At 65.4% G+C, this 22197-nt stretch carries 22 protein-coding genes and 1 pseudogene; 11 read left to right on the top strand and 12 right to left on the bottom strand.

Features of this window, described 5'->3' with window-relative positions:
• Positions 1 to 9: 9 nt before the first annotated feature.
• On the bottom strand, positions 10 to 759 hold the full coding sequence (locus ACVWY1_RS17555; protein WP_139672712.1) for a 3-oxoacyl-ACP reductase family protein: 750 nt from the start codon (positions 757 to 759) through the stop codon (positions 10 to 12).
• 124 nt (positions 760 to 883) lie between these two features.
• Between ACVWY1_RS17555 and ACVWY1_RS17560 the strand changes: the two genes are divergently transcribed.
• Positions 884 to 1813, top strand: a complete 930-nt coding sequence (locus ACVWY1_RS17560; RefSeq protein WP_457378572.1) for a LysR family transcriptional regulator — start codon at positions 884 to 886, stop codon at positions 1811 to 1813.
• Positions 1814 to 1820: 7 nt separating this feature from the next.
• Here ACVWY1_RS17560 and ACVWY1_RS17565 read toward each other — a convergent pair whose 3' ends face one another.
• On the bottom strand, positions 1821 to 2303 hold the full coding sequence (locus tag ACVWY1_RS17565) for a GreA/GreB family elongation factor (protein ID WP_102684215.1): 483 nt from the start codon (positions 2301 to 2303) through the stop codon (positions 1821 to 1823).
• A gap of 2 nt (positions 2304 to 2305) precedes the next feature.
• The gene (locus ACVWY1_RS17570; protein ID WP_277503214.1) at positions 2306 to 2704 is read right to left on the bottom strand and encodes a hypothetical protein; all 399 of its coding nucleotides are present in this window, start codon (positions 2702 to 2704) and stop codon (positions 2306 to 2308) included.
• A gap of 135 nt (positions 2705 to 2839) precedes the next feature.
• Between ACVWY1_RS17570 and earP the strand changes: the two genes are divergently transcribed.
• Both earP and efp read left to right on the top strand, forming a co-directional pair.
• Positions 2840 to 3973 (top strand): elongation factor P maturation arginine rhamnosyltransferase EarP, encoded by a 1134-nt coding sequence (gene earP / locus ACVWY1_RS17575; RefSeq protein ID WP_277503215.1) that lies wholly within the window; start codon positions 2840 to 2842, stop codon positions 3971 to 3973.
• A 48-nt stretch (positions 3974 to 4021) separates the two neighbouring features.
• Positions 4022 to 4591 carry an elongation factor P gene (gene efp / locus ACVWY1_RS17580; RefSeq protein ID WP_012271109.1) on the top strand — a complete coding sequence of 190 codons (570 nt, stop codon included), beginning with the start codon at positions 4022 to 4024 and terminating at the stop codon, positions 4589 to 4591.
• Between the two features lie 107 nt (positions 4592 to 4698).
• Here the strand turns inward: efp and ACVWY1_RS17585 are convergent, their stop codons facing one another.
• From ACVWY1_RS17585 to ACVWY1_RS17595, 3 genes are all read right to left on the bottom strand, one after another.
• Positions 4699 to 5127 carry an organic hydroperoxide resistance protein gene (locus ACVWY1_RS17585; RefSeq protein WP_011532840.1) on the bottom strand — a complete coding sequence of 143 codons (429 nt, stop codon included), beginning with the start codon at positions 5125 to 5127 and terminating at the stop codon, positions 4699 to 4701.
• A 130-nt stretch (positions 5128 to 5257) separates the two neighbouring features.
• Positions 5258 to 5713: a MarR family winged helix-turn-helix transcriptional regulator gene (locus tag ACVWY1_RS17590; RefSeq protein ID WP_102684218.1), complete on the bottom strand. Its 456-nt coding sequence runs from the start codon at positions 5711 to 5713 to the stop codon at positions 5258 to 5260.
• Positions 5714 to 5768: 55 nt separating this feature from the next.
• Entirely contained in the window at positions 5769 to 6725 is a 957-nt protein-coding gene (locus ACVWY1_RS17595) for a LysR family transcriptional regulator (protein ID WP_277503217.1), read from the bottom strand.
• A gap of 115 nt (positions 6726 to 6840) precedes the next feature.
• Here ACVWY1_RS17595 and ACVWY1_RS17600 point away from each other — a divergent pair, with 115 nt between their 5' ends.
• Positions 6841 to 7590, top strand: a complete 750-nt coding sequence (locus ACVWY1_RS17600) for a sulfite exporter TauE/SafE family protein (RefSeq protein WP_139672701.1) — start codon at positions 6841 to 6843, stop codon at positions 7588 to 7590.
• 76 nt (positions 7591 to 7666) lie between these two features.
• Here ACVWY1_RS17600 and ACVWY1_RS17605 read toward each other — a convergent pair whose 3' ends face one another.
• Positions 7667 to 8518, bottom strand: coding sequence for a LysR substrate-binding domain-containing protein (locus ACVWY1_RS17605; RefSeq protein ID WP_031316005.1), 852 nt, complete (start codon positions 8516 to 8518; stop codon positions 7667 to 7669).
• 96 nt (positions 8519 to 8614) lie between these two features.
• Here ACVWY1_RS17605 and ACVWY1_RS17610 point away from each other — a divergent pair, with 96 nt between their 5' ends.
• Positions 8615 to 8833 carry a DUF1127 domain-containing protein gene (locus ACVWY1_RS17610; protein WP_031316004.1) on the top strand — a complete coding sequence of 73 codons (219 nt, stop codon included), beginning with the start codon at positions 8615 to 8617 and terminating at the stop codon, positions 8831 to 8833.
• A 105-nt stretch (positions 8834 to 8938) separates the two neighbouring features.
• Positions 8939 to 10159 (top strand): winged helix-turn-helix domain-containing protein, encoded by a 1221-nt coding sequence (locus ACVWY1_RS17615; RefSeq protein WP_457378567.1) that lies wholly within the window; start codon positions 8939 to 8941, stop codon positions 10157 to 10159.
• Here ACVWY1_RS17615 and ACVWY1_RS17620 read toward each other — a convergent pair.
• Positions 10140 to 11486 carry a class II 3-deoxy-7-phosphoheptulonate synthase gene (locus ACVWY1_RS17620; protein ID WP_457378568.1) on the bottom strand — a complete coding sequence of 449 codons (1347 nt, stop codon included), beginning with the start codon at positions 11484 to 11486 and terminating at the stop codon, positions 10140 to 10142. The two genes, ACVWY1_RS17615 and ACVWY1_RS17620, sit on opposite strands and share 20 nt — an antisense overlap.
• 116 nt (positions 11487 to 11602) lie before the next feature.
• On the opposite strand from ACVWY1_RS17620, the gene ACVWY1_RS17625 reads away from it, so the two are divergent.
• Together ACVWY1_RS17625 and ACVWY1_RS17630 are read left to right on the top strand one after the other, a co-directional pair.
• Entirely contained in the window at positions 11603 to 12358 is a 756-nt protein-coding gene (locus ACVWY1_RS17625) for a spermidine synthase (protein ID WP_110698165.1), read from the top strand.
• Positions 12359 to 12661: 303 nt separating this feature from the next.
• Positions 12662 to 14378 (top strand): annotated as a pseudogene (locus ACVWY1_RS17630) (DEAD/DEAH box helicase).
• Positions 14379 to 14463: 85 nt separating this feature from the next.
• Here ACVWY1_RS17630 and ACVWY1_RS17635 read toward each other — a convergent pair.
• On the bottom strand, positions 14464 to 15216 hold the full coding sequence (locus tag ACVWY1_RS17635; protein ID WP_277503221.1) for a DODA-type extradiol aromatic ring-opening family dioxygenase: 753 nt from the start codon (positions 15214 to 15216) through the stop codon (positions 14464 to 14466).
• Positions 15217 to 15317: 101 nt separating this feature from the next.
• On the opposite strand from ACVWY1_RS17635, the gene ACVWY1_RS17640 reads away from it, so the two are divergent.
• Complete coding sequence (locus ACVWY1_RS17640) at positions 15318 to 15968, top strand: thiopurine S-methyltransferase (protein ID WP_457378569.1); 651 nt, start codon at positions 15318 to 15320, stop codon at positions 15966 to 15968.
• A 65-nt stretch (positions 15969 to 16033) separates the two neighbouring features.
• Here ACVWY1_RS17640 and htpX read toward each other — a convergent pair whose 3' ends face one another.
• Both htpX and ACVWY1_RS17650 read right to left on the bottom strand, forming a co-directional pair.
• Entirely contained in the window at positions 16034 to 16921 is an 888-nt protein-coding gene (gene htpX, locus ACVWY1_RS17645) for a protease HtpX (protein ID WP_038705666.1), read from the bottom strand.
• Between the two features lie 479 nt (positions 16922 to 17400).
• Entirely contained in the window at positions 17401 to 18612 is a 1212-nt protein-coding gene (locus ACVWY1_RS17650) for a pyridoxal phosphate-dependent aminotransferase (protein ID WP_139672678.1), read from the bottom strand.
• 167 nt (positions 18613 to 18779) lie between these two features.
• Here ACVWY1_RS17650 and msrB point away from each other — a divergent pair, with 167 nt between their 5' ends.
• Together msrB and ACVWY1_RS17660 are read left to right on the top strand one after the other, a co-directional pair.
• Positions 18780 to 19175, top strand: a complete 396-nt coding sequence (gene msrB / locus ACVWY1_RS17655) for a peptide-methionine (R)-S-oxide reductase MsrB (protein WP_102684226.1) — start codon at positions 18780 to 18782, stop codon at positions 19173 to 19175.
• Positions 19176 to 19187: 12 nt separating this feature from the next.
• Positions 19188 to 19676 carry a glutathione peroxidase gene (locus tag ACVWY1_RS17660; protein ID WP_046856557.1) on the top strand — a complete coding sequence of 163 codons (489 nt, stop codon included), beginning with the start codon at positions 19188 to 19190 and terminating at the stop codon, positions 19674 to 19676.
• Here the strand turns inward: ACVWY1_RS17660 and ACVWY1_RS17665 are convergent.
• A complete protein-coding gene (locus ACVWY1_RS17665; protein ID WP_457378570.1) occupies positions 19666 to 22020 on the bottom strand; it encodes a response regulator in 2355 nt (784 codons plus the stop codon). The two genes, ACVWY1_RS17660 and ACVWY1_RS17665, sit on opposite strands and share 11 nt — an antisense overlap.
• Positions 22021 to 22197 lie beyond the last annotated feature (177 nt).

Raw genomic sequence — 22197 nt, forward strand, 5'->3', positions numbered from 1 at the left:
AATTACGCATCAGGCCGCAAACCCACCATCGGCCAGCAAGCTCGCCCCTGTGATGTAGCTGGCCTCAGGCCCCGCCAGATAGGCCACGAAGCTGGCGATCTCGTCCGCCTGGCCATAGCGCCCGATAGCCATCAGCGGGATCAGGCTCTCGGCGAACTCGCCACTGGCCGGGTTCATGTCGGTGTCCACCGGCCCAGGCTGCACATTGTTGACGGTGATCCCCTGCGGCCCCAGGTCCCGGGCCAGGCCCTTGGTCAGGCCGACCAGCGCCGACTTGCTCATGGCATAGGGCGCGCCACCGGCGAACGGCATGCGCTCGGCGTTGGTACTGCCGATGTTGATGACCCGCCCACCCTGGCCCATGTACTTCACCGCCGCCTGGGTGGCCACGAACACGCTGCGCACATTGACCGCCAGCAGCCGGTCGAAGTCGGCCAGGTCGAACTCGGCGACCGGCGCCACCGCCAGCACGCCAGCGTTGTTGACCAGGATATCCAGGCCGCCGAAGGCTTTCGCGGTGTCGGACACGGCCTGCTGCACGGCCTGGATGTCGGCGCTGTCGGCGCGCAGGGCCAGGGCTTGGCCGCCGCCGCTGTTGATCTCACCCGCCAAGGCCTCGGCGCTGGCGCTCGAGCTGACATAGGTGAAGGCGACCTTGGCGCCGTCGCGGGCCAGGCGGCGGACTATGGCCGCGCCGATACCGCGGGAGCCGCCCTGGACCAGGGCCACCTTGCCGGTGAGGGGAAGTGCTTGGGACATGCTGATCTCCTGCGTTCAAGCAAGGCCGGATGCCTTGGATGGACACAGTATCGACGCTCGATTACCTATTGATAAGATGGCAATCACGCTAGTCAGAATAAACCAGGAGTTGGCAATGGCCGCGATGGAATCCTTCAGCAGCCTGGAATGCTTCATCCGCAGCGCCGAAGTCGGCAGCTTTGCCGAAGCGGCCAGGCGCCTTTCGCTCACCCCCGCGGCGGTCGGCAAGAACGTCGCCCAGCTGGAGGCGCGGCTTGGTGTGCGCCTGTTCCTGCGCAGCACGCGCAAACTGACCCTGACCGAGGCCGGGCAGCGTTTTCTGGCCGAGGTGAGCGAGAGTTTTCGCACCATCCAGTATGCCGTGGCCAATCTGGCCAACTGCGAAGGCCACCCCTCGGGCGTGCTGCGGGTCAGCATGGGTACGGTGTTCGGGCGCCTGTACGTGTTGCCGTTGCTGGGCGAGTTCCTGGCCCGCTATCCGGCGGTGACGGCGGACTGGCATTTCGACAACCGCCAGGTCGACCTGATCGGCCAGGGTTTCGACGCCGCCCTCGGCGGTGGTTTCGAGCTGCCGCCTGGGGTGGTGGCACGCAAGCTGACGCCTGCGCACCGGGTGCTGGTGGCCTCGCCGGGCTATGTGCGTCAGCACGGGCCGATCGACCGGCCGGAGCAGTTGCAGGATTGCGCCGGCATCCTCATCCGCTCGCCGCAGACCGGCAGGGTGCGCAGCTGGCCGCTGACCAGTCGCTGGCAGGAGCAACAGCCGCTGCAGCTGCCCCAGCGCCTGACCATGAGCGATTCGGACGCTGCCTGCGCGGTGGCCGAGCAGGGCCTGGGCATCGCCCTGGTCAGCCTGCCGTTCGCCTTGCCTTACCTGGCCTCAGGCCGGCTGTGCCGGGTGCTGCCGGACTGGTACGTTGACGATGGGCACATCAGCCTGTACTACGCCGAGCGCAAACTGTTGCCGGGCAAGACCCGCGCCTTCATCGATTTCGTGGTGGAGCAGTTTGCCGAGCAGGGGCTGGCACAGCGCTTCGATGCCTTGCAGCGATAACGCCCGGTCAGGCGATATCGATGATGAACTGCACCTGGGCCACCCCAGCCAGCACCAGGCGTACTTCGTCATCCACGCGCTTGCCGACCAGCTGCTGGCCTAGCGGTGCGCGAGGTGTGATCACCGTCACCAGCGCCTCTCCCTCACCAATCTTCAAGCCGGCGCCTTCGGGCCCGAGGAACAGCCTGCGACGCTGCCCCTGTTCGTCCTCCAGGGTCACCAGGCAGCCGACCTGGATCCCCCGCGCCGGGTCATAGTCGCGTGGCACCAGTTGCTGATAGGTCTGCAGCGCCTGGCGGATCTCGGCGGTGCGTCGAGCCTGCCCGGTGGCCAGGTACGAGGCCTCGAGCCCAAGGGTGTCGTATTTGTTCTCGGCGATATTCTCTTCGGCGGTGGCTGCCTCGTAGGCGGTCTGGGCGGCGCGGCGCAGCACCTCCATGTCGTGCTCGAGGGTGGTGACGATGCGCTGCAGCAGGGTGGCCTTGTCCATGGTCAGTAGCAGAACTCCAGCACGTTGGCCTGGCTCTTGTCGGTCGGCGCGGTGCGGTTCTGCTGCAGCCAGAACTGGCATTTGGGGCTGCTCAGGTTGCGCGGGTTGCCCTGGGCGGCCTCGGCGGCCTGCTGCAATTCCTGCTTGTGCAGGATGTCTTTGTAATGTTCGAACATCTGCGCCTGGGCATCGGCCGGTGGCGCTGGAGGAGCGGTTGGCGCATGCAAGACCTGCGCGGGGGCGGTGGCCTCGACCAGCGGTTGCACCTGCTGTGGCCACAGGTGCAGGGCCAGCCACAGGCTCACGGCGATCGCTACTGCGCCGAGCCACAGGCCGAGGGCGACGCACAGCACCAGTTGCACCGGTTTCAGGGTGATCTTCAATTCACGGGGGCGGGGCATGATGGCCTCCTGGCAGGCGGGGCGAGGGCGCCATTCTCGCATGCCGCGGCAGGTATTTTCAGTGCCGCGCTTTTGTTGGCCGGCATTTTTCAGCAAAATCCGCGGTCTTTTTTCCGCAGGTAACGGAACGTGGCGATGAAAACCACCTGGGACATCTTCTGCACGGTCGTCGACAACTATGGCGACATCGGCGTCACCTGGCGCCTGGCGCGCCAGCTGGCGAGCGAGCATGACCTGGCCGTGCGCCTGTGGGTGGATGACCTGCAAGCCTTCGTGCGCCTGTGCCCAGAGGCCGACAGCCAAGCCGAGCAGCAGTGGCGGCAGGGCGTCGAGGTACGCCACTGGCCGGCCACGTGGCAAGGCGCGGAGCCGGCGCAGGTTGTGGTGGGCGCCTTCGCCTGCCAGCTACCGCAGGCTTATGTCGAGGCCATGGGCGAGCAGGCCACGCCGCCCTTGTGGCTGAACCTGGACTACCTCAGTGCCGAAGACTGGGTGGATGGCTGCCATGGCTTGCCGTCGCCCCAGGCCAATGGGTTGCGCAAGTTCTTTTTCTTCCCGGGTTTCACCGAGAAGACCGGTGGCCTGCTGCGCGAAGCGGCCTTGCTGCCCCGTTGCCAGGCGTTCCGCCAGGCGCCTGACGAGCGGGCGAGGTTCCTGGCAGGGCTGGGCGTCCACCCCGAGGCCGGGGCGCGTCTGATCTCGCTGTTCGCCTACGAGAATCCACAGTTGGGCAACTGGCTCGACGTACTGGCCGAAGGCGCGCACCCCAGCCACCTGCTGGTACCGCAGGGGCGCATTCTGGGCGACCTCGGCCACTGGCTGGGCGAGGCGGACTTGGCCGTGGGGGCGCTGCATCGGCGCGGCGCCTTGACGGTCCAGGTGCTGCCTTTTGTCAGCCAGGACGACTACGACCGGCTGCTGTGGAGCTGCGATTTCAACGCCGTGCGCGGCGAGGACTCGTTCGTGCGGGCGCAATGGGCTGGGGTGCCGATGCTGTGGCACATCTACATCCAGGAAGAGAACGCCCATTGGGAAAAGCTCGAAGCATTCCTCGCCCTTTATTGCCATGGGTTGTCGGCCGCCGCCGGGCAGGCGCTTAGCGAGCTGTGGCGGGCCTGGAACATGGACCGCCCGATGGGGCAGGCCTGGCAGGCGCTGCAGCCACACTGGGAGGAAGTGCGCGAACATGCCCGCCAGTGGCAGGCCACGCAGGCCGCTCGGCCGGACCTTGCCACGAGGCTGGTACAGTTTTACCGAAATTCGCTATGATACGCGGCCTCGATTTTTATAAATCCATCCAGATTCGGATACTTCGTAATGAAAACTGGTAAAGAACTGAAACCCGGTACCGTACTGCGGATCGACAACGACCCGTGGCTGGTTCAGAAAGCTGAGTTCACCAAGTCGGGCCGTAACAGCGCGATCATGAAGACCAAGCTGAAGAACCTGCTGACCGGCTACAAGACCGAAACCGTATACGGTGCGGACGACAAGCTGGACGACGTGATCCTGGATCGCAAAGAAGCGACCCTGTCGTTCATCAGCGGTGACTCGTACACCTTCATGGACACCACCGACTACACCATGTACGAACTGAACGCCGAAGACATCGACGCCGTTCTGCCGTACATCGAAGAAGGCATGGAAGACATCTGCGAAGCCGTCTTCTTCGAAGGCCGCCTGGTATCGGTAGAACTGCCGACCACCATCAGCCGCCAGGTTGTCTACACCGAGAACGCCGCACGTGGCGACACCTCGGGCAAGGTCATGAAGCCTGCCAAGCTGAAGAACGGTACCGAGATCCAGGTTGCCGACTTCATCCAGATCGACGAGTGGATCGACATCGACACTCGCGACAACAGCTTCAAGGGCCGTTCCAAGAAGTAATCCTTCTTGCGATGAGCACGAAAAACCCGGCCTTGGCCGGGTTTTTTTGTGCTCGTGAACCGTGGCGCCTTCATCGCGGGGCAAGTCGGCTCGCTCCGCGATGGCATTCACACCGTCACATGCAGGCGCACATCCACATTGCCGCGGGTGGCGTTGGAGTACGGGCAGACCTTGTGCGCCTTCTCCACCAGCCCTTCGGCGTCGGCCTGGGCCAGGCCAGGCAGGTTGATGTGCAGGTCGATGTCCAGGCCGAAACCGCCGGGGATCTGGCCGATGCCGACCTTGGCGGTGATCGAGGCGTCCGCCGGCAGGGCTTTTTTCTCCTGACCGGCAACGAACTTCAATGCGCCGATGAAGCAGGCCGAGTACCCGGCGGCGAACATCTGCTCGGGGTTGGTGCCTTCACCTCCGGCGCCGCCCAGCTCTTTCGGGGTGCTCAGCTTGACTTCCAGCTTGCCGTCGCTGGAGCGGGATTTGCCATCACGACCACCGGTGGAAGTGGCTTCTGCGATGTACAGCGGAGTGACCTTTTGCATCTTGAGCCTCGCTTGGGTGCTGTGCGCCGTCGGCGCTGAGTGGGTATGGGCTTAATTTAGTGCGCAATTATTTAGTGCGCAAGTTAAATATTCGACCATTCATCTGAACAGCCCTCTCACAGCATAGACGTCAGAGGTTTTCTTGCAGCTGCGCGCGCAGGGTGAGCAGGTCGGCTTGCAGCTTGCGCAACTGCTCGGCGCTGTGGCCGCTGGCCTGCAGGATGCATTGCGGCACGCGCTGGGCTTCGGCCTGCAGGGCGCGGCCCTTGTCGGTCAGTTGCACCAGCACCACCCGTTCGTCCTCGCGGCTGCGGCTGCGCTTGAGCAGGCCTTCGCTTTCCAGGCGCTTGAGCAGCGGGGTCAGGGAGCCGGGGTCGGTGAGCAGGCGCTGGCTGATCTCGCCCACGGTCAGGCCGTCCTGCTCCCACAGCACGAGCATGGCCAGGTACTGCGGGTAGGTCAGGCCCAGGGCCTGCAGCAAAGGCTTGTAGACCTTGGTCATCAGCAACGAGGTCGAGTGCAGGGCGAAGCAGACCTGGTTGTCCAGCAGCAGCGCGTCGCAGGGGGCTTGGGTGTCGGCGTTCATGCAGGTCCTTGGAATCGGTGAGTAATAAAATCTAGCACGCCAAAGCTTGGTGCGCTCATTGCCAGCGCAGCTCGCTTCTCAGCGCCAGGTCCCAGGGCGGCACCGGGCTGAAACGGCTCTTGAGGAATTCGAGCAGCAAGCGGCTGCGAGAGTTCGTTTCATGTTCAAGGCGCAGTGCATAAATCCCGCTGGTTTCGGGGGCCGGCAGGCCGTTGTCGCAGAACAGGGGGAGCAGTTCGCCGCGCAGCAGGTAGTCGCTGACCAGCCAGGTCGGCAGGTGGGCGATGCCCAGCCCGGCCAAGGCACCGAACAGCAGCGTCTCGGCATTGTTGGCGGCCATGCGCATGCGCGTCGGGCGGTACAGGCGGGTCTGGCCGTCGACCTCGAAGCGCCAGGCGAACGGTGGCGCCAGGCCGTCCCAGTCGAGGCCGTCATGCCCAGGCAGCTCGCTGGGGCAGGCCGGAACGCCGCGATTGGCCAGGTACGCCGGGCTGGCGCAGGCGATCCGCACCATATAGGCCAGTGGCGTGGCCACCAGGCGCGTGTCGGCCAGGGGCCCCGCGCGCAGCACCAGGTCGACTTCGCCCAGGTGGCTGCCGTGCAGGTCAACGAAACTGTCGATCAGGCGCAGTTGCACGTCGAGCCCGGGGTAGGCGACCAGGAAGTCAGCGATGGCCGGAGCGAGGTGACGCCGGCCGAAAGCGGCCGGGGCGTCGATGCGGATCAGCCCTTCGGGGGCGTTGCTCAGGGATACCGCCTCGGCCCGGGCCAGGCGCAGTTCCTCGATGATGCGCCGGGCCCGTTCGGCGAACGCATTGCCGGCCGGCGTGGCGCGCACCGCATGGGTGCTGCGCGAGAACAGCCGGCTGCCCACCGCGTTTTCCAGGCTGTCGATGCGCCTGGCCACGGCCGAAGGCGTGAGCGGATGGCGACGGGCGGCGGCGGAGAAGCTGCCGGTCTCCAGCACATCGAGGAACAGGCTCAGTTGTTCGGTGAGGATATCGGGGCTCATGATGGCTCTGCTTTTGCGGATTACGCAAAGCCATTGTGCGCTGCTGTGCGTTTCCCCGCCAGCCGTGACTGGGTAGCATGCCGGCATTCTCTGAAAACAGGCGGATGAGGCCCGGATGATCGAGTGGTTGATGTATATCGTGTTGGGTGCCGCCCTGGGCACTGTGGGTGGCCTCTTCGGTATTGGTGGCGGGTTGATCGCGATCCCGGCGCTGGGGGTGCTGTTCGGCCTTGACCAGCAACTGGCCCAGGGCACCGCCCTGGTGATGGTGGTGCCCAACGTGCTGCTTGCGTTGTGGCGCTATCACCAGCGCAACCGCATCGAGTTGCGCCATGCCGTGCCGCTGTCGTTGTGCAGCTTTTTGTTCGCCTGGCTGGGGTCGATCTGGGCAGTGGGCATCGATGCCCAGTCGATGCGCCTGTATTTCGTCGGTTTCCTGGTGGCCCTGGCGTTGTGGAACGTGGCGCGCATGTGCCTGCCGGTGAAGCCGCCGAGCAACCAGCTGCGCTATCCCTGGCCATGGCTGGGCGTGCTGGGCAGCTTTGCCGGGACCATGGGCGGGCTGTTCGGCGTGGGTGGCGCGGTGGTGGCCACGCCGATATTGACCTCCGTGTTCGGCACCACCCAGGTGGTGGCCCAGGGGTTGTCGCTGGCATTGGCGGCGCCGAGCACCGCGGTGACCCTGCTGACCTACGGCCTGCACCAGAGCGTGGACTGGAGCATCGGGGTGCCGTTGGCGGTAGGTGGGTTGCTGAGCATCAGCTGGGGGGTGAAGCTGGCCCATGCGTTGCCGGAAAAGGTACTGCGCTCGATGTTCTGTGTGTTTCTGGTGGTGTGCGCGGTGATGCTCGGGTTCGAGCTCTGAGCGTAAGGGGCTGCAGAGCCCATTGCCATCTGTGGGAGCCGGCTTGCCGGCGAAAAGGGCGCGAAGCGTCCTCGGCTTACTTGAACCCTTCGACAATGTACTCGGCCATGCAGTCGGTAATCGGTGAATGCTGCTGGTCGTTACGCAGCAGCATCACATTGGCCATGTGCAACTGCGGCAGGCCGTCGTCCTCGCCGAGGATGCGCAGTTCGCCGCCAACCAGGCTGTGCAACTGCGCGGTCACCGCCAGCCCCGCCTGCACGATGGCGAAGATCGCCGCCAGGCTCGGGCTGGTGTAGGCAATACGGTACTCGATGCCGTGGCGCTCCAGGGCATTGCAGGTCCAGGCGCGGCAAAAGCAGTCGGTGTTGAACAGCGCCAGCGGCATGGGCCGCTGCTCTTGCGGGCAGAAGCCCTTGGCCGCGGCCCACACCAGGCGCTCCTGGCGCAGCAGCTGGCCGACCTCGTTGCCGGGCTCGCGGGTGACGATGGTCAGGTCCAGGTCCTGGCGCAGCATCAACTGCTTGGACGAATCGCAATGCACCTCGACATGGATCAGCGGGTAGGCCTGGGCAAAGCGGGTGAGAATGCCCGGCAGGTAGCGCATGGCGTAGTCGTCCGGCGTGCCGATGCGCACCACCCCGACCATGTGCGGCATGCGCAGGGTGTTGAATACCTCGCCATGCAGCTTGAGGATGCGCCGCGCATAGCCCAGCAGCACCTGGCCCTCGGCGGTCAGGCGCACCTGGCGGCCGTCGCGCTCGAACAGCTGGCGCTGCAGGATGTCCTCCTCCAGGCGCTTCATCTGCATGCTCACCGCCGACTGGGTGCGGTTGACCACTTCGCCGGCGCGGGTGAAACCACCTTGCTCGGCAATGGCGACGAAGGTGCGCAGCACCTCGGCGTCGAGACTCTGATACTGGGACATGGCATCAATCTCCGAGATGCATGGCATCAGAAACATTCGTTGGATTGATCTTAGGCCTGGGACGAGACTGGAGCCATCCACAAGGAGGGCGTCATGATGAAAGGTCATTTCAACGTAGCTCACCAACCGGCCGCATCCCTGGGCCATCTGTGGCACGACGCCAGCGGGCTGGTGCTGCGCTGGTTCGAATTGCACCGCCAGCGCGACGAGCTGGCGCGTCTGAGCGATGCCACGCTGCACGATCTTGGGTTGTCGCGGGCGGACATCCAGCAGGAAGCCGACCGGCATTTCTGGGAGGACCCGTTGCGGAAATGAAGGTGGTTCCAATCGCGGGGCAAGCCCGCTCCCACAAAGATGCGTGGGAGCGGGCTTGCCCCGCGATTGCGTCTTTACTGTCTGGACACCAGACGGAGCCACCTCATGTCCTTCAGCCTGTCCCTCGCCCAGGCCCGCCGCCTGGCCCTGTCCGCCCAGGGTTTCGGCAAGTCGCCCGGCAGCCCGCCGACCCTGGCCAGCCTCACGCGCATGTTTCAGCGCCTGGGCGTGGTGCAGATCGACTCGGTCAATGCCCTGGTGCGTTCACACTACCTGCCGCTGTTCTCGCGCCTGGGCGACTACCCGCACGGCCTGCTGGACCAGCTCGCCTGGGGCCAACGCCGCCAGCGCAGGCTGTTCGAATACTGGGGCCACGAAGCCTCGCTGCTGCCGCTGGCGTTGTACCCGCTGATGCGTTGGCGCATGGCCCACGCCGCCGACGGCAAGGGCATCTACCGGCAATTGGCCGCCTTCGGCCGCGAGCGGCGCGAGGTGATCGAGCGAGTGCTGGCGGCGGTGCGCGACCAAGGCGCGCTGGGCGCCGGCAGCCTGTCCTCCCGCCAAGAACGCGCCGGCCCCTGGTGGGACTGGAGCGAAGAAAAGCACGCGCTGGAATGGCTGTTCGCCGCTGGCGAGGTCACGGTGGCCGGGCGTCGCGGTTTCGAGCGCCTGTACGACCTGCCCGAGCGGGTGCTGCCGGCGGCCATCCTCGATCAGGCCCCGCCCAGCGAGGCTGAAGCGCACCAGGGCTTGCTGCTGCACGCCGCCGGCGCCCTGGGCGTGGCCACCGAACAGGATCTGCGTGATTACTTTCGCCTCTCGCCGCAGCAGAGCAAGGCCGCCCTGGCTGTTCTGGTCGAGGACGGGCGCCTGCAGGCCTGCGCCGTGCAGGGCTGGAAACAGCCGGCCTATGTCGCGGACGTGCCACGGATTCCCCGACGCATCGAAGTCAGCGCCTTGCTGTCGCCGTTCGATTCATTGGTCTGGGCGCGCGAGCGTACCGAGCGCCTGTTCGATTTCCGCTATCGCCTGGAGATCTACACCCCCGCGCACAAGCGGGTGTACGGCTACTACGTGCTGCCGTTCCTGCACGACGGGCGCATTGCCGCGCGCCTGGACCTGCGTGCCGAACGCGCCCACGGACGTCTGGCGGTGCATGCGGTGCACGAAGAGGCGACGGGGCTGGACGAGGCGGGCTACCAGGCGTTGGCGCTCAGCCTGCAGAGGCTGGCCAACTGGCTGGGCCTGGCGCAGGTGCAGCTCAACTGCCCCCGCGCCGAGGGCAGCCGGCTGCGTCAGGCGTTGCTCAGCGGCGTACCTGCTTAAGGGTTTCGGCGATCAGGAAGGCCAGTTCCAGCGACTGGTCGGCGTTCATGCGCGGGTCGCAGTGGGTGTGGTAGCGGTCGGAGAGCGCGTCTTCGGTGATCGGCCGGGCGCCGCCGATGCACTCGGTGACGTTCTGCCCGGTCATTTCGATATGGATGCCACCGGCGTGGCTGCCTTCGGCCTGGTGCACCTGGAAGAACTGCTTGACCTCATCGAGGATCTGCGCAAAGTCGCGTGTCTTGTAGCCGCTGCTGGCCTTGATGGTGTTGCCATGCATCGGGTCCGAGCTCCACAGCACCTGGCGGCCTTCGCGCTGCACGGTGCGGATCAGCCCCGGCAGATGGTCGCCGACCTTGCCGGCGCCCATGCGTACGATCAGGTTCAGGCGGCCCGGGTCGTTGTCCGGGTTGAGCACGTCGATCAGGCGGATCAGCTCTTCGGGGTTCATGCTCGGGCCGACCTTGACCCCGATCGGGTTGTGCACGCCGCGCAGGAACTCGACGTGGGCGCCGTCGAGCTGGCGGGTGCGGTCGCCGATCCATAGCATGTGCGCCGAGCAGTCGTAGTAGTCGCCGGTCAGGCTGTCGCTGCGCACGAAGGCTTCTTCATAGTTGAGCAGCAGCGCTTCGTGGGCGGTGAAGAAGCTGGTTTCACGCAGTTGCGGCGCTGTGTCCAGGCCGCAGGCGCGCATGAAGGCCAGGGTTTCGTCGATGCGGTTGGCCAACTGGTGGTACTTGTCGGCCAGCGCCGAGTTGGCGATGAAATCGAGGTTCCACTTGTGCACCTGGTGCAGGTCGGCAAAGCCGCCCTGGGCGAAGGCGCGCAGCAGGTTGAGGCTGGCGGTGGACTGGTGGTAGGCCTGCAGCAGGCGCTCGGGGTCGGGGATGCGGCTTTTCGCGTCGAAGCCGATGCCGTTGACGATGTCGCCACGGTAGGCGGGCAGGGTGACGTCGCCGAGGGTTTCGTCGTTGGCCGAGCGTGGCTTGGCGAACTGCCCGGCCATGCGCCCGACCTTGACCACCGGGCAGCCGGCGGCGAAGGTCATGACAATGGCCATCTGCAGCAGCACCTTGAAAGTGTCGCGGATCTTCGCCGCGGAGAACTCGGCGAAGCTCTCGGCGCAGTCGCCACCCTGCAGCAGGAACGCCCGGCCCTGGGTCACCTCGGCGAACTGCCGGCGCAGCTCGCGGGCTTCGCCGGCGAACACCAGCGGCGGATAGCTGGCCAGGGTCTGCTCCACCTTCAGCAGGTGCGCGGCGTCGGGGTAGATCGGTTGCTGCTGGATCGGCAGGGTGCGCCAGCTGTCGGGGGTCCATTGTCGGGTCATTGCAAGCTCTATCCATAAGTGTCGTTGAGGCCTGCCAGCCATGGTACGCCCGCGCGTGCTTGTTGCACCACCGGCATTGGCGGACAATGGCGGTTTTGCGCGGGCAGGTGGTAGGGATGGCGACGGAGCGGGAAGAGCGGCTGCTGGCACGGGTCGAGGACGCCTTTGGCGTTATCAGCGTGTACGAGGTGGATGACTATCGCTTCCTCGAGTTCGGCGACGCCATCGAGCAGAGCTGCACCTTCACCGCCGACCCCAGCTGGCTGGAGTACGATTACACCCGCGCCATGCTGGTCGGCGCGCTGTGCCACGGGCAGCCGGAAAGCGCGTTGTTCCTCGGCCTTGGCGCCGGCACCCTGACCCAGGCCTGCCTGAAGTTCCTGCCGCTGGAGGATGTCGAGGCCATCGAACTGCGCCCGGACGTGCCGCGCCTGGCCATGGAGTTCATGGGCCTGGACGACGATCCGCGGCTGTACGTGCGGGTGGGCGATGCCCTTGAGCTGCTGCCCAGCGCCGAAAAGGCCGACTTGCTGTTCGTCGACCTGTATACCGACTATGGCCCCGGCGTCGGGCATCTGGCCTGGGGGTTCCTGGAAAACTGCCAGAAGCAGCTCAACCCCGATGGCTGGCTGGTGATCAACCAGTGGGCCGGGGACGATGGCAAGCCACTGGGCGCGGCCTTGTTGCGCGGGCTGTACCATCGCCATTACTGGGAGCTGCCGGTGAAGGAGGGTAACGTGATCCTGCTGGTGCCGGCGGACCTGGAGCAGGTTTTGGATCTGCAAGCGCTGCGTGCCCGTGCCGAATCCCTGGCGCCACGCCTGGGTTATTCACTGGATTACCTGATCAAGGCAATCCGCCCGGCGACATGAGTTCTGCGGAGGCGGCGCAAGCCTTTGGAGGAAACGATTCAGCCTGGATCCAATGCTGCCCCCGTGGCGGACATCAGGATTGAAATATTTCTCACAGCTCATGGCAATTTCGGGTATAGTACGCGCCGGTCTTTTAGCGGACCTCAAATCAGGTGGTGCAAATCCTCCGAACCCAGCTTCGGCTGAGCGTCCGCTAGTCGGACCTTCCCAAGACGTTCCTTTTTCAATCGTTTTCGCAAATCCCCGCCGCCAAAACTGCCTGGGTGACCGCTTGGTCTTTCAAGGCATGTGCAGTTTTGGAGCATGGGTCTTTGCGGATGCACCTAGAGGCAGACCCATGACCCAGGAAACCGGCGGATTCGCCGCTCTCGATCTCAATCCGAATATCGTTGCTGCTGTTCTGGCCACCGGCTACGAAGAGCCTTCGGCTATTCAGCATCAGTCGATCCCGATCATCCTCGCCGGTCACGACATGATCGGCCAGGCGCAGACTGGCACCGGCAAGACCGCTGCCTTCGCCCTGCCGATCCTCAACAAGATCGACGTGAGCAAGCGCGAACCGCAAGCCCTGATCCTGGCGCCAACCCGTGAGTTGGCGCTGCAAGTAGCCACCGCTTTCGAAACCTACGCCAAGCAGATGCCGGGCGTTAACGTGGTGGCTGTCTACGGTGGTGCCCCGATGGGCCCACAACTGCGTGCCATTCGTAACGGCGCGCAAATCGTCGTGGCCACCCCTGGCCGCCTGTGCGACCACCTGCGCCGCGACGAGAAAGTCCTGTCCACCGTTCAGTACCTGGTACTCGACGAAGCGGACGAAATGCTCAAGCTGGGCTTCATGGACGACCTCGAAGTGATCTTCGACGCCATCCCTGCAACCCGCCAGACCGTGCTGTTCTCCGCCACCCTGCCGGCCTCGATCCGTGCCATCGCCGAGCGCCACCTGCGCGAGCCGAAGCACGTCAAGATCCAGAGCAAGACCCAGACCGTGACCGCGATCGAGCAGGCCCACCTGATGGTCCACGCCGACCAGAAGATCCCGGCCGTGCTGCGCCTGCTGGAAGTGGAAGAGTTCGACGCGCTGATCGCCTTCGTGCGTACCAAGCAAGCCACCCTGGACCTGGCCGCCGCCCTGGAAGCCAAAGGCTACAAGGCTGCCGCGCTGAACGGCGACATCGCCCAGAACCAGCGTGAGCGCGTGATCGACTCGCTCAAGGATGGCCGCCTGGACATCGTCGTCGCCACCGACGTCGCTGCCCGTGGTCTGGACGTACCGCGTATCACCCACGTGTTCAACGTCGACATGCCGTACGATCCGGAGTCCTACGTGCACCGTATCGGCCGTACCGGCCGTGCCGGTCGCGATGGCCGTGCGCTGCTGCTGGTCACCCCGCGTGAGCGCCGCATGCTGCAGGTGATCGAGCGTGTCACCGGGCAGAAGGTTGCCGAAGCCCGCCTGCCTAACCCGCAGGCCGTGCTGGACGCACGCATCAAGAAGCTGACCAAGAGCCTGGCGCCACTGGTGGCCGAGTCCGAGGCCAGCCATGGCGAGCTGTTCGACCGCCTGACCGCCGATCTGGGTTGCAGTGCCCGTGCCCTGGCTTCGGCCCTGCTGCGCAAGGCCACCAATGGCCAGGCGCTGGACCTGGCTTCGGTCGAGCGTGAGCAGCCGTTGGTGCCGACCCACACCCCGCGTGAGCGCAGCACTGGCGAGCGTGCCGAACGTGGTGAGCGCAGCGACCGTGGTGACCGTGAGCGCCGTGCGCCGATGCCGCTGGCCGAAGGCCGTGTGCGTTGCCGTACCGCCCTGGGTGCCCGTGACGGCATCGCCGCCAAGAACCTGCTGGGCGCTATCCTCAACGAGGGTGGCCTGGCGCGTGACGCCATCGGCCGCATCCAGGTACGTGACAGCTTCAGCCTGATCGAGCTGCCCGAAGACGGCCTCGAGCGTCTGCTGACCAAGCTCAAGGACACCCGCGTGGCCGGCAAGCAGCTGAAGCTGCGCCGCTACCGCGAGGACTGATCCTGGCGCTGCAATGAAAAATCCCCGGCCTAGGTCGGGGATTTTTTTGCCTGTGTCGAGCACTGTAACTCTGTGCGTGAGAGCGTCAGTCGAACCGATAGATATCCATCCCCAGCGCCCCCAGCGTGAATCCCTGGTGAACGATGCCAAACCGCTCGCCAGCGCCCATGGCGAAGAACAGCGGCAGCAGGTGCTCGTCACTGGGATGATTGCGCACTGCAAACGGCGCCTGGCGCCGATAGTCCACAAGCGCCGCCTCGTCTCCCGCCTTCAGCCGCTCCACCACCCAGTCGCGAAACGCCAGCGCCCAGGGCTCGACCGCATCCGGCCCCGCATGCCAGTCCAGCTCGCCCAGGTTATGGGTGATGCTGCCCGAGCCGATCAGCAGGATGCCTTCCTCGCGCAGCTGCGCCAGCGCCTGCCCGACCTTCAGTTGCAGGGCGGGGCCGGCCTGGCTGGGCAGCGACACCTGGACTACCGGAATCTCCGCTTGCGGATACATCAGCGACAGCGGCACCCAGGCACCATGGTCGAAAGGCCGTTGTTCATCCAGGCGGGCGCCGAGCAAGCCGGCCAGCCGCTGGGCCAGTGCCGGTTCGCTGGGGGCCGGGTAGTGCACCGCGTACAGGGCCGGCGGAAAACCATGGAAGTCATGCCAGGTCTGCGGATGTGGGTTGCTCATCACCAGCAGTTCGCGGCTTTCCCAGTGCGCCGACACCACCACGATCGCTTTCGGGCGGGGCAGGGCGCGGGCCAGTTCGGCCAGGGCAGGGCCGCTGGCGCCAGGTTGCAGGGCGAGCATGGGTGAGCCATGGGAAATGAACAGGCTGGGCAGCATGGTGGTGTCCTGGCAGGTAAGATGCTGCCATCTTCTATCAGCCTTCGATCGAGATCCAATATAAGTTTTCACAGTCTTTTATCGAAAAACCGGGAGGGATCATGGAGCCAGCGTTCTGGCACAAGCGGTGGGCGGACAACCAGATCGGCTTTCACCAGGCTCAGGTGAACCCGTACCTGCAGGCGCACTGGCCGGCGTTGGGGCTGGCCCCGGGCGCGCGGGTGCTGGTGCCGCTGTGTGGCAAGAGCCTGGACATGCTCTGGCTGGCTGCGCAAGGGTATCGGGTGCTGGGGGTGGAACTGTCGCGCAGGGCGGTGGCGGACTTCTTCACCGAACATGGCTTGGTGGCGCAGGTTGCCCGGCATGGCGCCTTCGAGGTGTGGCGCAGCGACGAGGTGGAGTTGTGGTGCGGCGATGTGTTCGCCCTGCGTGCCGAGGATCTGGCTGGTTGCGTGGGGGTGTACGACCGAGCGGCGTTGATTGCCTTGCCGGGGCCGATGCGTGAGCGCTACATGGCGTTGTTGGGCAAGCTGTTGCCAGCGGCCTGCCGTGGGCTGCTGGTGACCCTCGACTACGATCAGGCCTTGATCGATGGGCCACCGTTCTCGGTGCCGGACGCCGAAGTGCGGACAGGTTTTGCCGGGTGGCGGGTCGATGAGGTCGAGGCGCGGGAGATTCTCGACGAGAGTCCGAAGTTTCTCAAAGCTGGTGTCGAAAAATTGGTTGAGCGAGTGTACAGCGTTCGGCGTTAAAGCCAACGCGGGGCAGGCCCATGAAAAAGGGCGACCGAAGTCGCCCTTTCCAACACTTCCCTGGATCAGCCGCGGCGGCGCAGCGCGTCGATGCGGTCTTCCAGCGGCGGGTGGCTCATCAGCAGGCCGGCCAGGCCATGCTTGAGGCCGCCGTTGATGCCGAAGGCCTTCATCGTGTCGGGCATGTGCACCGGCAGGCCTTGCTCGGAGCGCAGGCGCTGCAGCGCGCCGATCATTGCGCCGGTGCCGGCCAGGTGGGCGCCGGCCTCGTCGGCGCGGAACTCGCGGCGGCGCGAGTACCACATGACGATGATGCTGGCGAGGATGCCCAGTACCAGCTCGGCGACGATGGTCGCGATGAAGTAGGCGATGCCGTGGCCTTCTTCGTTCTTGAAGATCACCCGGTCGACGAAGTTGCCGATGATGCGGGCGAAGAACATCACGAAGGTGTTCACCACGCCCTGCACCAGCGCCATGGTGACCATGTCGCCGTTGGCCACGTGGCCGATCTCGTGGGCCAGCACCGCGCGCACCTCATCAGGCGAGAAGCGTTCCAGCAGGCCCTGGGACACCGCCACCAGCGCGTCGTTGCGGTTCCAGCCGGTGGCGAAGGCGTTGGCCTCGTAGGCTGGGAAGATGCCCACCTCGGGCATCTTGATGCCGGCCTCGCGGGACAGCTCTTCGACGGTCTGCAGCAGCCACTGCTCGTGACGGGTGCGGGGCTGGGTGATGATCTGGGTGCCGGTGGTCATCTTCGCCATCCACTTGGAGATGAACAGCGAAACGAGCGAGCCAGCGAAACCGAACACGGCGCAGAAGACCAGCAGCTGGCCGAGGTTGAGGTCAACCCCGTTGGCGGCCATGAACCCGTTGAAGCCGAACAGGCTCAGGGTAATGCTTGCAACCAGCACCACCGCGAGGTTGGTGGCTACAAACAACAGAATGCGCATCATGGTTGTTACGTTCTCCTGACGGATGAGTTTGTTGCGTACTGCGGGGTATATAAGGGGGAGGGCGCGGCTATTCAACCGGGCGACTATTTCAAACTGTGTACGCGAGGAGTATGGCAGAGGATGCCGTAAGGGCTGTGGGGTAGAGCGTTGCAGGATGTGAGCAGATTCATTGGGTACGGCGTGCTGATTTTGTCGTGGTCGAGACCGAGCGCCGCCCGCGCGGCGCATCGCGGATGAATCCGCTCCTACATTTGTTGCAACGTGACCATGCCTGATAGGCCATGGTTATACGCCTCGTGTGCTCGACACGGTTTTTCGGTGGGCATTGCCGCCGCCCCACCCGTCTCAAGCCCTGCGCCAAGGCTGGCAACCATGGCCTGACAGGTTCGGCACGTTGCAACAAATGTAGGAGCGGATTCATCCGCGATGCGCCGCGCGGGCGGCGCTCGATTTCGGCGCCACCACAAAAACCAAGCCTATTACTGCGAATAGGTACGCAGGAAGTTGCCGATACGCCCGATCGCCTGTTCCAGGTCATCCACCCGCGGCAGCGTCACCACGCGGAAGTGGTCCGGCCACGGCCAGTTGAACGCCGTGCCCTGGACGATCAGCAGCTTCTCCGACAGCAGCAGGTCGAGGGCGAATTTCTCGTCGTTGAGGATCGGGCAGACCTTCGGATCGATGCGCGGGAAGGCGTACAGCGCGCCCATCGGCTTGACGCAACTGACCCCGGGGATGTCGTTGAGCAGCTCGTAGGTGCGGTTGCGTTGCTCCAGCAGGCGGCCCGGCGGCAGCACCAGGTCGTTGATGCTCTGGTAGCCGCCCAGGGCGGTCTGGATGGCGTGTTGGGCCGGCACGTTGGCGCACAGGCGCATGTTGGCCAGCATGTCGATGCCTTCGATGTAGCTCGTGGCGTGGTGCTTGGGCCCGGAGATGATCAGCCAGCCGGAGCGGAAGCCCGCCACCCGGTACGACTTGGACAGGCCGTTGAAGGTCAGGCACAGCAGGTCCGGGGCCAGCGACGCGGTGCTGATGTGCACGGCCTCGTCGTAGAGGATCTTGTCGTAGATCTCGTCGGAGAACACCACCAGGTTGTGCTGGCGCGCCAGCTCCAGCATGCCCAGCAGCAGCTCTTTGGAGTACACCGCGCCGGTCGGGTTGTTCGGGTTGATGATCACCAATGCCTTGGTGTTCGGGGTGATCTTGGCCTTGATGTCGTCAAGGTCCGGGAACCAGTCGGCCTGCTCGTCGCACAGGTAGTGCACCGGCTTGCCGCCGGCCAGGCTCACCGCGGCGGTCCACAGCGGGTAGTCGGGCGCCGGGATCAGCACCTCGTCGCCGTTGTTGAGCAGCGCCTGCATGGACATGACGATCAGCTCGGACACGCCGTTGCCGAGGTAGATGTCCTCGATGGTGACGCCTTCGATTGCCTTCTGCTGGCAGTACTGCATCACCGCCTTGCGCGCGCTGAACAGGCCCTTGGAGTCGCTGTAGCCCTGGGCGGTGGGCAGGTTGCGGATGACGTCCTGGAGGATCTCGTCCGGCGCCTCGAAACCAAACGGCGCCGGGTTGCCGATGTTCAGCTTGAGGATGCGATGGCCTTCCTCTTCCAGGCGTTTGGCGTGCTTGAGCACTGGGCCGCGAATGTCGTAGCAGACATTGGCGAGCTTGTTCGATTTGCTGAACTGCATGATGAGATCCCGAGTGAGAATACGCGCCGCCTTCTTTCGAAAGGTTTGAAAGGGCGGGAACCGGGTGCCAGACTGGCTGCCTTGCACACGAAGCCAACTAATATACGTGCCACCCGCGCCAGGGAAAAGCCGGTGCGAGGTGAAATTCAGCCTGCCGAGGTCCCATCATGCAAAAGATCGACAAAACCCTGGATGAATGGCGCGCCATGCTCGATCCGGCCCAGTACCAGGTGTGCCGCCTGAAAGGCACCGAGCGGCCGTTCAGCGGCAAGTACAACAGCGAGCGCCGCGACGGCGTCTACCACTGCATCTGCTGCGATCTGCAGTTGTTCGACGCCAAGGCCAAGTTCGACTCCGGCTGCGGCTGGCCGAGCTTCTACGAGCCGATCGAAGAGGCTGCGATGATCGAGATCCGCGACACCTCCCACGGCATGATCCGCACCGAAGTCACCTGCGCCCAGTGCGACGCCCACCTGGGCCATGTATTTCCCGACGGCCCGCCGCCGACCGGGCTACGCTACTGCATCAACTCGGTATGCCTGGACTTCAAGCCACGCGATTGACGGAGAGCGAACATGGCCGATGCGCTGCTGGACATCCCCTGCGTCACCCTTGGCGGTGAGCAGAAAGTGCTGGGCGACTTCGCCGGCAAGGCGCTGCTGGTGGTCAACACCGCCAGCCAGTGCGGTTTCACCCCGCAGTACAAAGGGCTCGAGCGCCTATGGCAGGACTACCAGCGCCAGGGCCTGGTGGTTTTGGGCTTCCCCTGCAACCAGTTCGGTAAGCAAGAGCCGGGCGACGCCCGGGAGATCGCGCAGTTCTGCGAGCTCAACTTCGGCGTGAGCTTCCCGCTGTTTCGCAAGATCGAAGTCAACGGCCCCGGCGCCCACCCGCTGTTCGCCGAGCTCAAGCGCCGCGCGCCGGGCCTGCTGGGCACGCAGAAGATCAAGTGGAACTTCACCAAGTTCCTGGTCGACCCGCGCAGCGGCAAGGTCACCCGCTTTGCCCCGACCACCAAGCCCGAGGCGCTGAAAGCGGCGATAGAGCCGCTGCTCAACCGCTGACCGGCACCCAGTGCTCGATCAGCGCCAGCAGTTCCTCGCGCCGGAACGGCTTGGCCAGGTAGTCGTTCATGCCCGCGGCGCGGCAGCGTTCGCGCTCCTCGGGCATGGCGTTGGCGGTCAGCGCGACGATCGGCAGCTCCGGCCAGCGGCTGCTCTGGCGGATGCGCCGGCTGGCCTCGTAGCCGTCCATCACCGGCATGTTGCAGTCCATCAGCACCAGGTCGAAGCTGTCCCGTTCCAGGTAGTCCAGGGCCTCCTGGCCGTGGGCGGCCACCTGCACCTGGCAGCCGAGCTTGCCCAGCATGCCCTTGGCCACCAACTGGTTCACCGGGTTGTCCTCCACCAGCAGGATGCGCGCCCGCAGCTCGCGCGAGGCTGGCACCTCGTGGGGCAGCGGCGCGTTGGGCTCGCCTTGCAGGGTGCGGCGCAGCGTCTGGTACAGGGCATTGCGCGCCAGGGGCCGGGCCAGCTGCTGCAAGGGTTGCAGTTGCTCGGCCTGTTCGGCAGGCAGGAAGTTGCCGTAGGCGGTCACCAGCAGGATCGGCGCCGCGATGGCCGGGCGCAGGTCGAGCACGTGTTCCAGGTCGTCGGTGATCAGCAGGTCGACCGGCAGGCCAGCCAGTGCGCTGGCTTCTTCATGGCGCACGTAATCCAGCCCCCAGCGCGGCAGCAGCCCTTGCAGCAGCTCGGCCAGGCCGCTGCCGGGGTTGCCCAGGGCTACCACGTGTCCGCTTATTGCCGCTGGCGGGATCGCCTCGGTATGCGCCGGTAGCGGCAGGTCGGCGCTGAAACGGCTGCCGAAACCGGTCTCGGAATGGATGTGCAGGTGCCCCTGCATGGCCTTGCACAGGTTGCGGGTCAGGGCCAGGCCCAGGCCGGTGCCGCCGTACTGGCGGGTGATACCGGCGCCGGCCTGGGTGAACGGCTGGAAAATCCGCGCCTGGGCCTCCTCGGGGATGCCGATGCCGGTGTCGCTGACCTCCAGGCGCACGCCGCCGACGATGCTGCTCAGGCGTACATCAACACGCCCGAAGCGGGTGAACTTGAGTGCGTTGGACAGCAGGTTGCTGACAATTTGCCGTACCCGCGTCGGGTCACCCAGCACCGTGCTGGGAAAATCCGGGGCGATCAGGCAGGTCAGCTCGACACTGGGCGCGGCATTCTGCGACAGCAGGTTGGCGGTGTCCTCGACCATCGCGCCGAGGTCGAACGGGATGCGTTCGAGTTCCAGCTGGCCGGCGTCGAACTTCGACAGGTCGAGGATATCGTTGAGCAGCTCCACCAGCACCTTGCCCGAGTCGTGGGCGATCGACAGCTGCTGGCGCTGCTCGGCGGCCAGGCCGCTGTCCAGCGCCAGGGCGATCATGCCGAGCATGCCGTTGAGTGGCGTGCGGATCTCGTGGCTCATGTTGGCCAGGAAGGCGGCGCGGGCCTGGGCCATGTCCAGGGCGCGCTGGCGCGCTTCGTCCAGTTCCTGGTTGGACTGGCTCAGGCGGCTGTTGCTGGCCTTGAGCTCGTTGGTACGGGCCGAGACGATATCTTCCAGCTCGTTGAGGTACTGGGTCAGGCGGTTCTCGGCGGTGCGCCGCTGCTGGATCTCGGTGGCCATGCTGACGAACTGCTGGTTGGCGACCCGTACCAGCACGCCGATCTCGTCGTTCTCGTGGCCCTTGGGGCAGTCCACGCGGTTCTGCCGGGGCGTGCGCGCATCATTGCCGCTGAGCGCGCCGATCACCGTCACCAGCGGCTTGGTCAGCATCAGGTAGAACAGCGCCAGGAGAATGCCGGTCAGCACCAGGCTGCGGGCGAAGCCGTTGACCAGGGTGACCCCGGCACGGTCGAGAAAGCGCCCGCCGAAGGCATAGGTGTCGACGTCCAGATACAGGGTGCCGAGGTACTCCTCGGGCATGTGGGCGAGGAACAGCCGGTCCTGGAACAGGCGCTGCTCGCCGAACAGGAAATCGGACAATGGTCTGTAGCGGCTTTCCATGCGCGGCCGCTGCACGTCGGCCAGCACCGTGTCGTTGTTGTCGATCAGCCGCGCACGGATCAGCGCCGGTGATTTCAGCAGCCCGCCGGTCAGCTCCTGGGCCAGCTCGGTGTCGATGTTGTAGGCGATGCGCGAGGCCGTGTCGTGGCTGATCTTCAGCAGCGCCTGAATTTCACGGTTGATGGACGCGTCTTCGCTGGCATAATCGATGCCGATCTGGATGAGACTGAGCAATGTTCCCAGGATGAAGCCGACCAGGACTGTCAACCGGGCTTGCTTGTATGACAGGCGATTGGTGAACTTGATATCCATGGGTCCCAAGCCGGTTACTTGCTCCGTGCGCTGCGCAAGCATAGCCGATCAGCCCTGGCTGCTGGCGGGTCTGTCTGTTCATTTCAGTTGATCGTCGATTAAGGGCCGCTGCGCGCCCCCCACCCCGGGAAAGCCGCGCCCCGGCGCGGGGCGCGCCCCCGGGCGGTGGGGGGGGCCGGGCCCGCGCGCGGGGGGCCCCCCCCCGAAACCACGTGGCAG

The sequence above is a fragment of the Pseudomonas sp. TE6288 genome (assembly GCF_054062095.1).

What these genes read in the sequence shown, in the direction of transcription:
- ACVWY1_RS17650 (WP_139672678.1), bottom strand. Translation starts at nt 18,612, where the DNA reads ATGCAGTTCAGCAAATCGAACAAGCTCGCCAATGTCTGCTACGACATT.
- efp (WP_012271109.1), top strand. Translation starts at nt 4,022, where the DNA reads ATGAAAACTGGTAAAGAACTGAAACCCGGTACCGTACTGCGGATCGAC.
- ACVWY1_RS17615 (WP_457378567.1), top strand. Translation starts at nt 8,939, where the DNA reads ATGTCCTTCAGCCTGTCCCTCGCCCAGGCCCGCCGCCTGGCCCTGTCC.
- ACVWY1_RS17595 (WP_277503217.1), bottom strand. Translation starts at nt 6,725, where the DNA reads ATGAGCCCCGATATCCTCACCGAACAACTGAGCCTGTTCCTCGATGTG.
- ACVWY1_RS17570 (WP_277503214.1), bottom strand. Translation starts at nt 2,704, where the DNA reads ATGCCCCGCCCCCGTGAATTGAAGATCACCCTGAAACCGGTGCAACTG.
- ACVWY1_RS17640 (WP_457378569.1), top strand. Translation starts at nt 15,318, where the DNA reads ATGGAGCCAGCGTTCTGGCACAAGCGGTGGGCGGACAACCAGATCGGC.
- ACVWY1_RS17590 (WP_102684218.1), bottom strand. Translation starts at nt 5,713, where the DNA reads ATGAACGCCGACACCCAAGCCCCCTGCGACGCGCTGCTGCTGGACAAC.
- ACVWY1_RS17665 (WP_457378570.1), bottom strand. Translation starts at nt 22,020, where the DNA reads ATGCTTGCGCAGCGCACGGAGCAAGTAACCGGCTTGGGACCCATGGAT.
- ACVWY1_RS17625 (WP_110698165.1), top strand. Translation starts at nt 11,603, where the DNA reads ATGGCGACGGAGCGGGAAGAGCGGCTGCTGGCACGGGTCGAGGACGCC.
- earP (WP_277503215.1), top strand. Translation starts at nt 2,840, where the DNA reads ATGAAAACCACCTGGGACATCTTCTGCACGGTCGTCGACAACTATGGC.
- ACVWY1_RS17565 (WP_102684215.1), bottom strand. Translation starts at nt 2,303, where the DNA reads ATGGACAAGGCCACCCTGCTGCAGCGCATCGTCACCACCCTCGAGCAC.
- ACVWY1_RS17660 (WP_046856557.1), top strand. Translation starts at nt 19,188, where the DNA reads ATGGCCGATGCGCTGCTGGACATCCCCTGCGTCACCCTTGGCGGTGAG.
- htpX (WP_038705666.1), bottom strand. Translation starts at nt 16,921, where the DNA reads ATGATGCGCATTCTGTTGTTTGTAGCCACCAACCTCGCGGTGGTGCTG.
- ACVWY1_RS17610 (WP_031316004.1), top strand. Translation starts at nt 8,615, where the DNA reads ATGAAAGGTCATTTCAACGTAGCTCACCAACCGGCCGCATCCCTGGGC.
- ACVWY1_RS17560 (WP_457378572.1), top strand. Translation starts at nt 884, where the DNA reads ATGGAATCCTTCAGCAGCCTGGAATGCTTCATCCGCAGCGCCGAAGTC.
- ACVWY1_RS17600 (WP_139672701.1), top strand. Translation starts at nt 6,841, where the DNA reads ATGATCGAGTGGTTGATGTATATCGTGTTGGGTGCCGCCCTGGGCACT.
- ACVWY1_RS17635 (WP_277503221.1), bottom strand. Translation starts at nt 15,216, where the DNA reads ATGCTGCCCAGCCTGTTCATTTCCCATGGCTCACCCATGCTCGCCCTG.
- ACVWY1_RS17605 (WP_031316005.1), bottom strand. Translation starts at nt 8,518, where the DNA reads ATGTCCCAGTATCAGAGTCTCGACGCCGAGGTGCTGCGCACCTTCGTC.
- ACVWY1_RS17620 (WP_457378568.1), bottom strand. Translation starts at nt 11,486, where the DNA reads ATGACCCGACAATGGACCCCCGACAGCTGGCGCACCCTGCCGATCCAG.
- ACVWY1_RS17555 (WP_139672712.1), bottom strand. Translation starts at nt 759, where the DNA reads ATGTCCCAAGCACTTCCCCTCACCGGCAAGGTGGCCCTGGTCCAGGGC.
- ACVWY1_RS17585 (WP_011532840.1), bottom strand. Translation starts at nt 5,127, where the DNA reads ATGCAAAAGGTCACTCCGCTGTACATCGCAGAAGCCACTTCCACCGGT.
- msrB (WP_102684226.1), top strand. Translation starts at nt 18,780, where the DNA reads ATGCAAAAGATCGACAAAACCCTGGATGAATGGCGCGCCATGCTCGAT.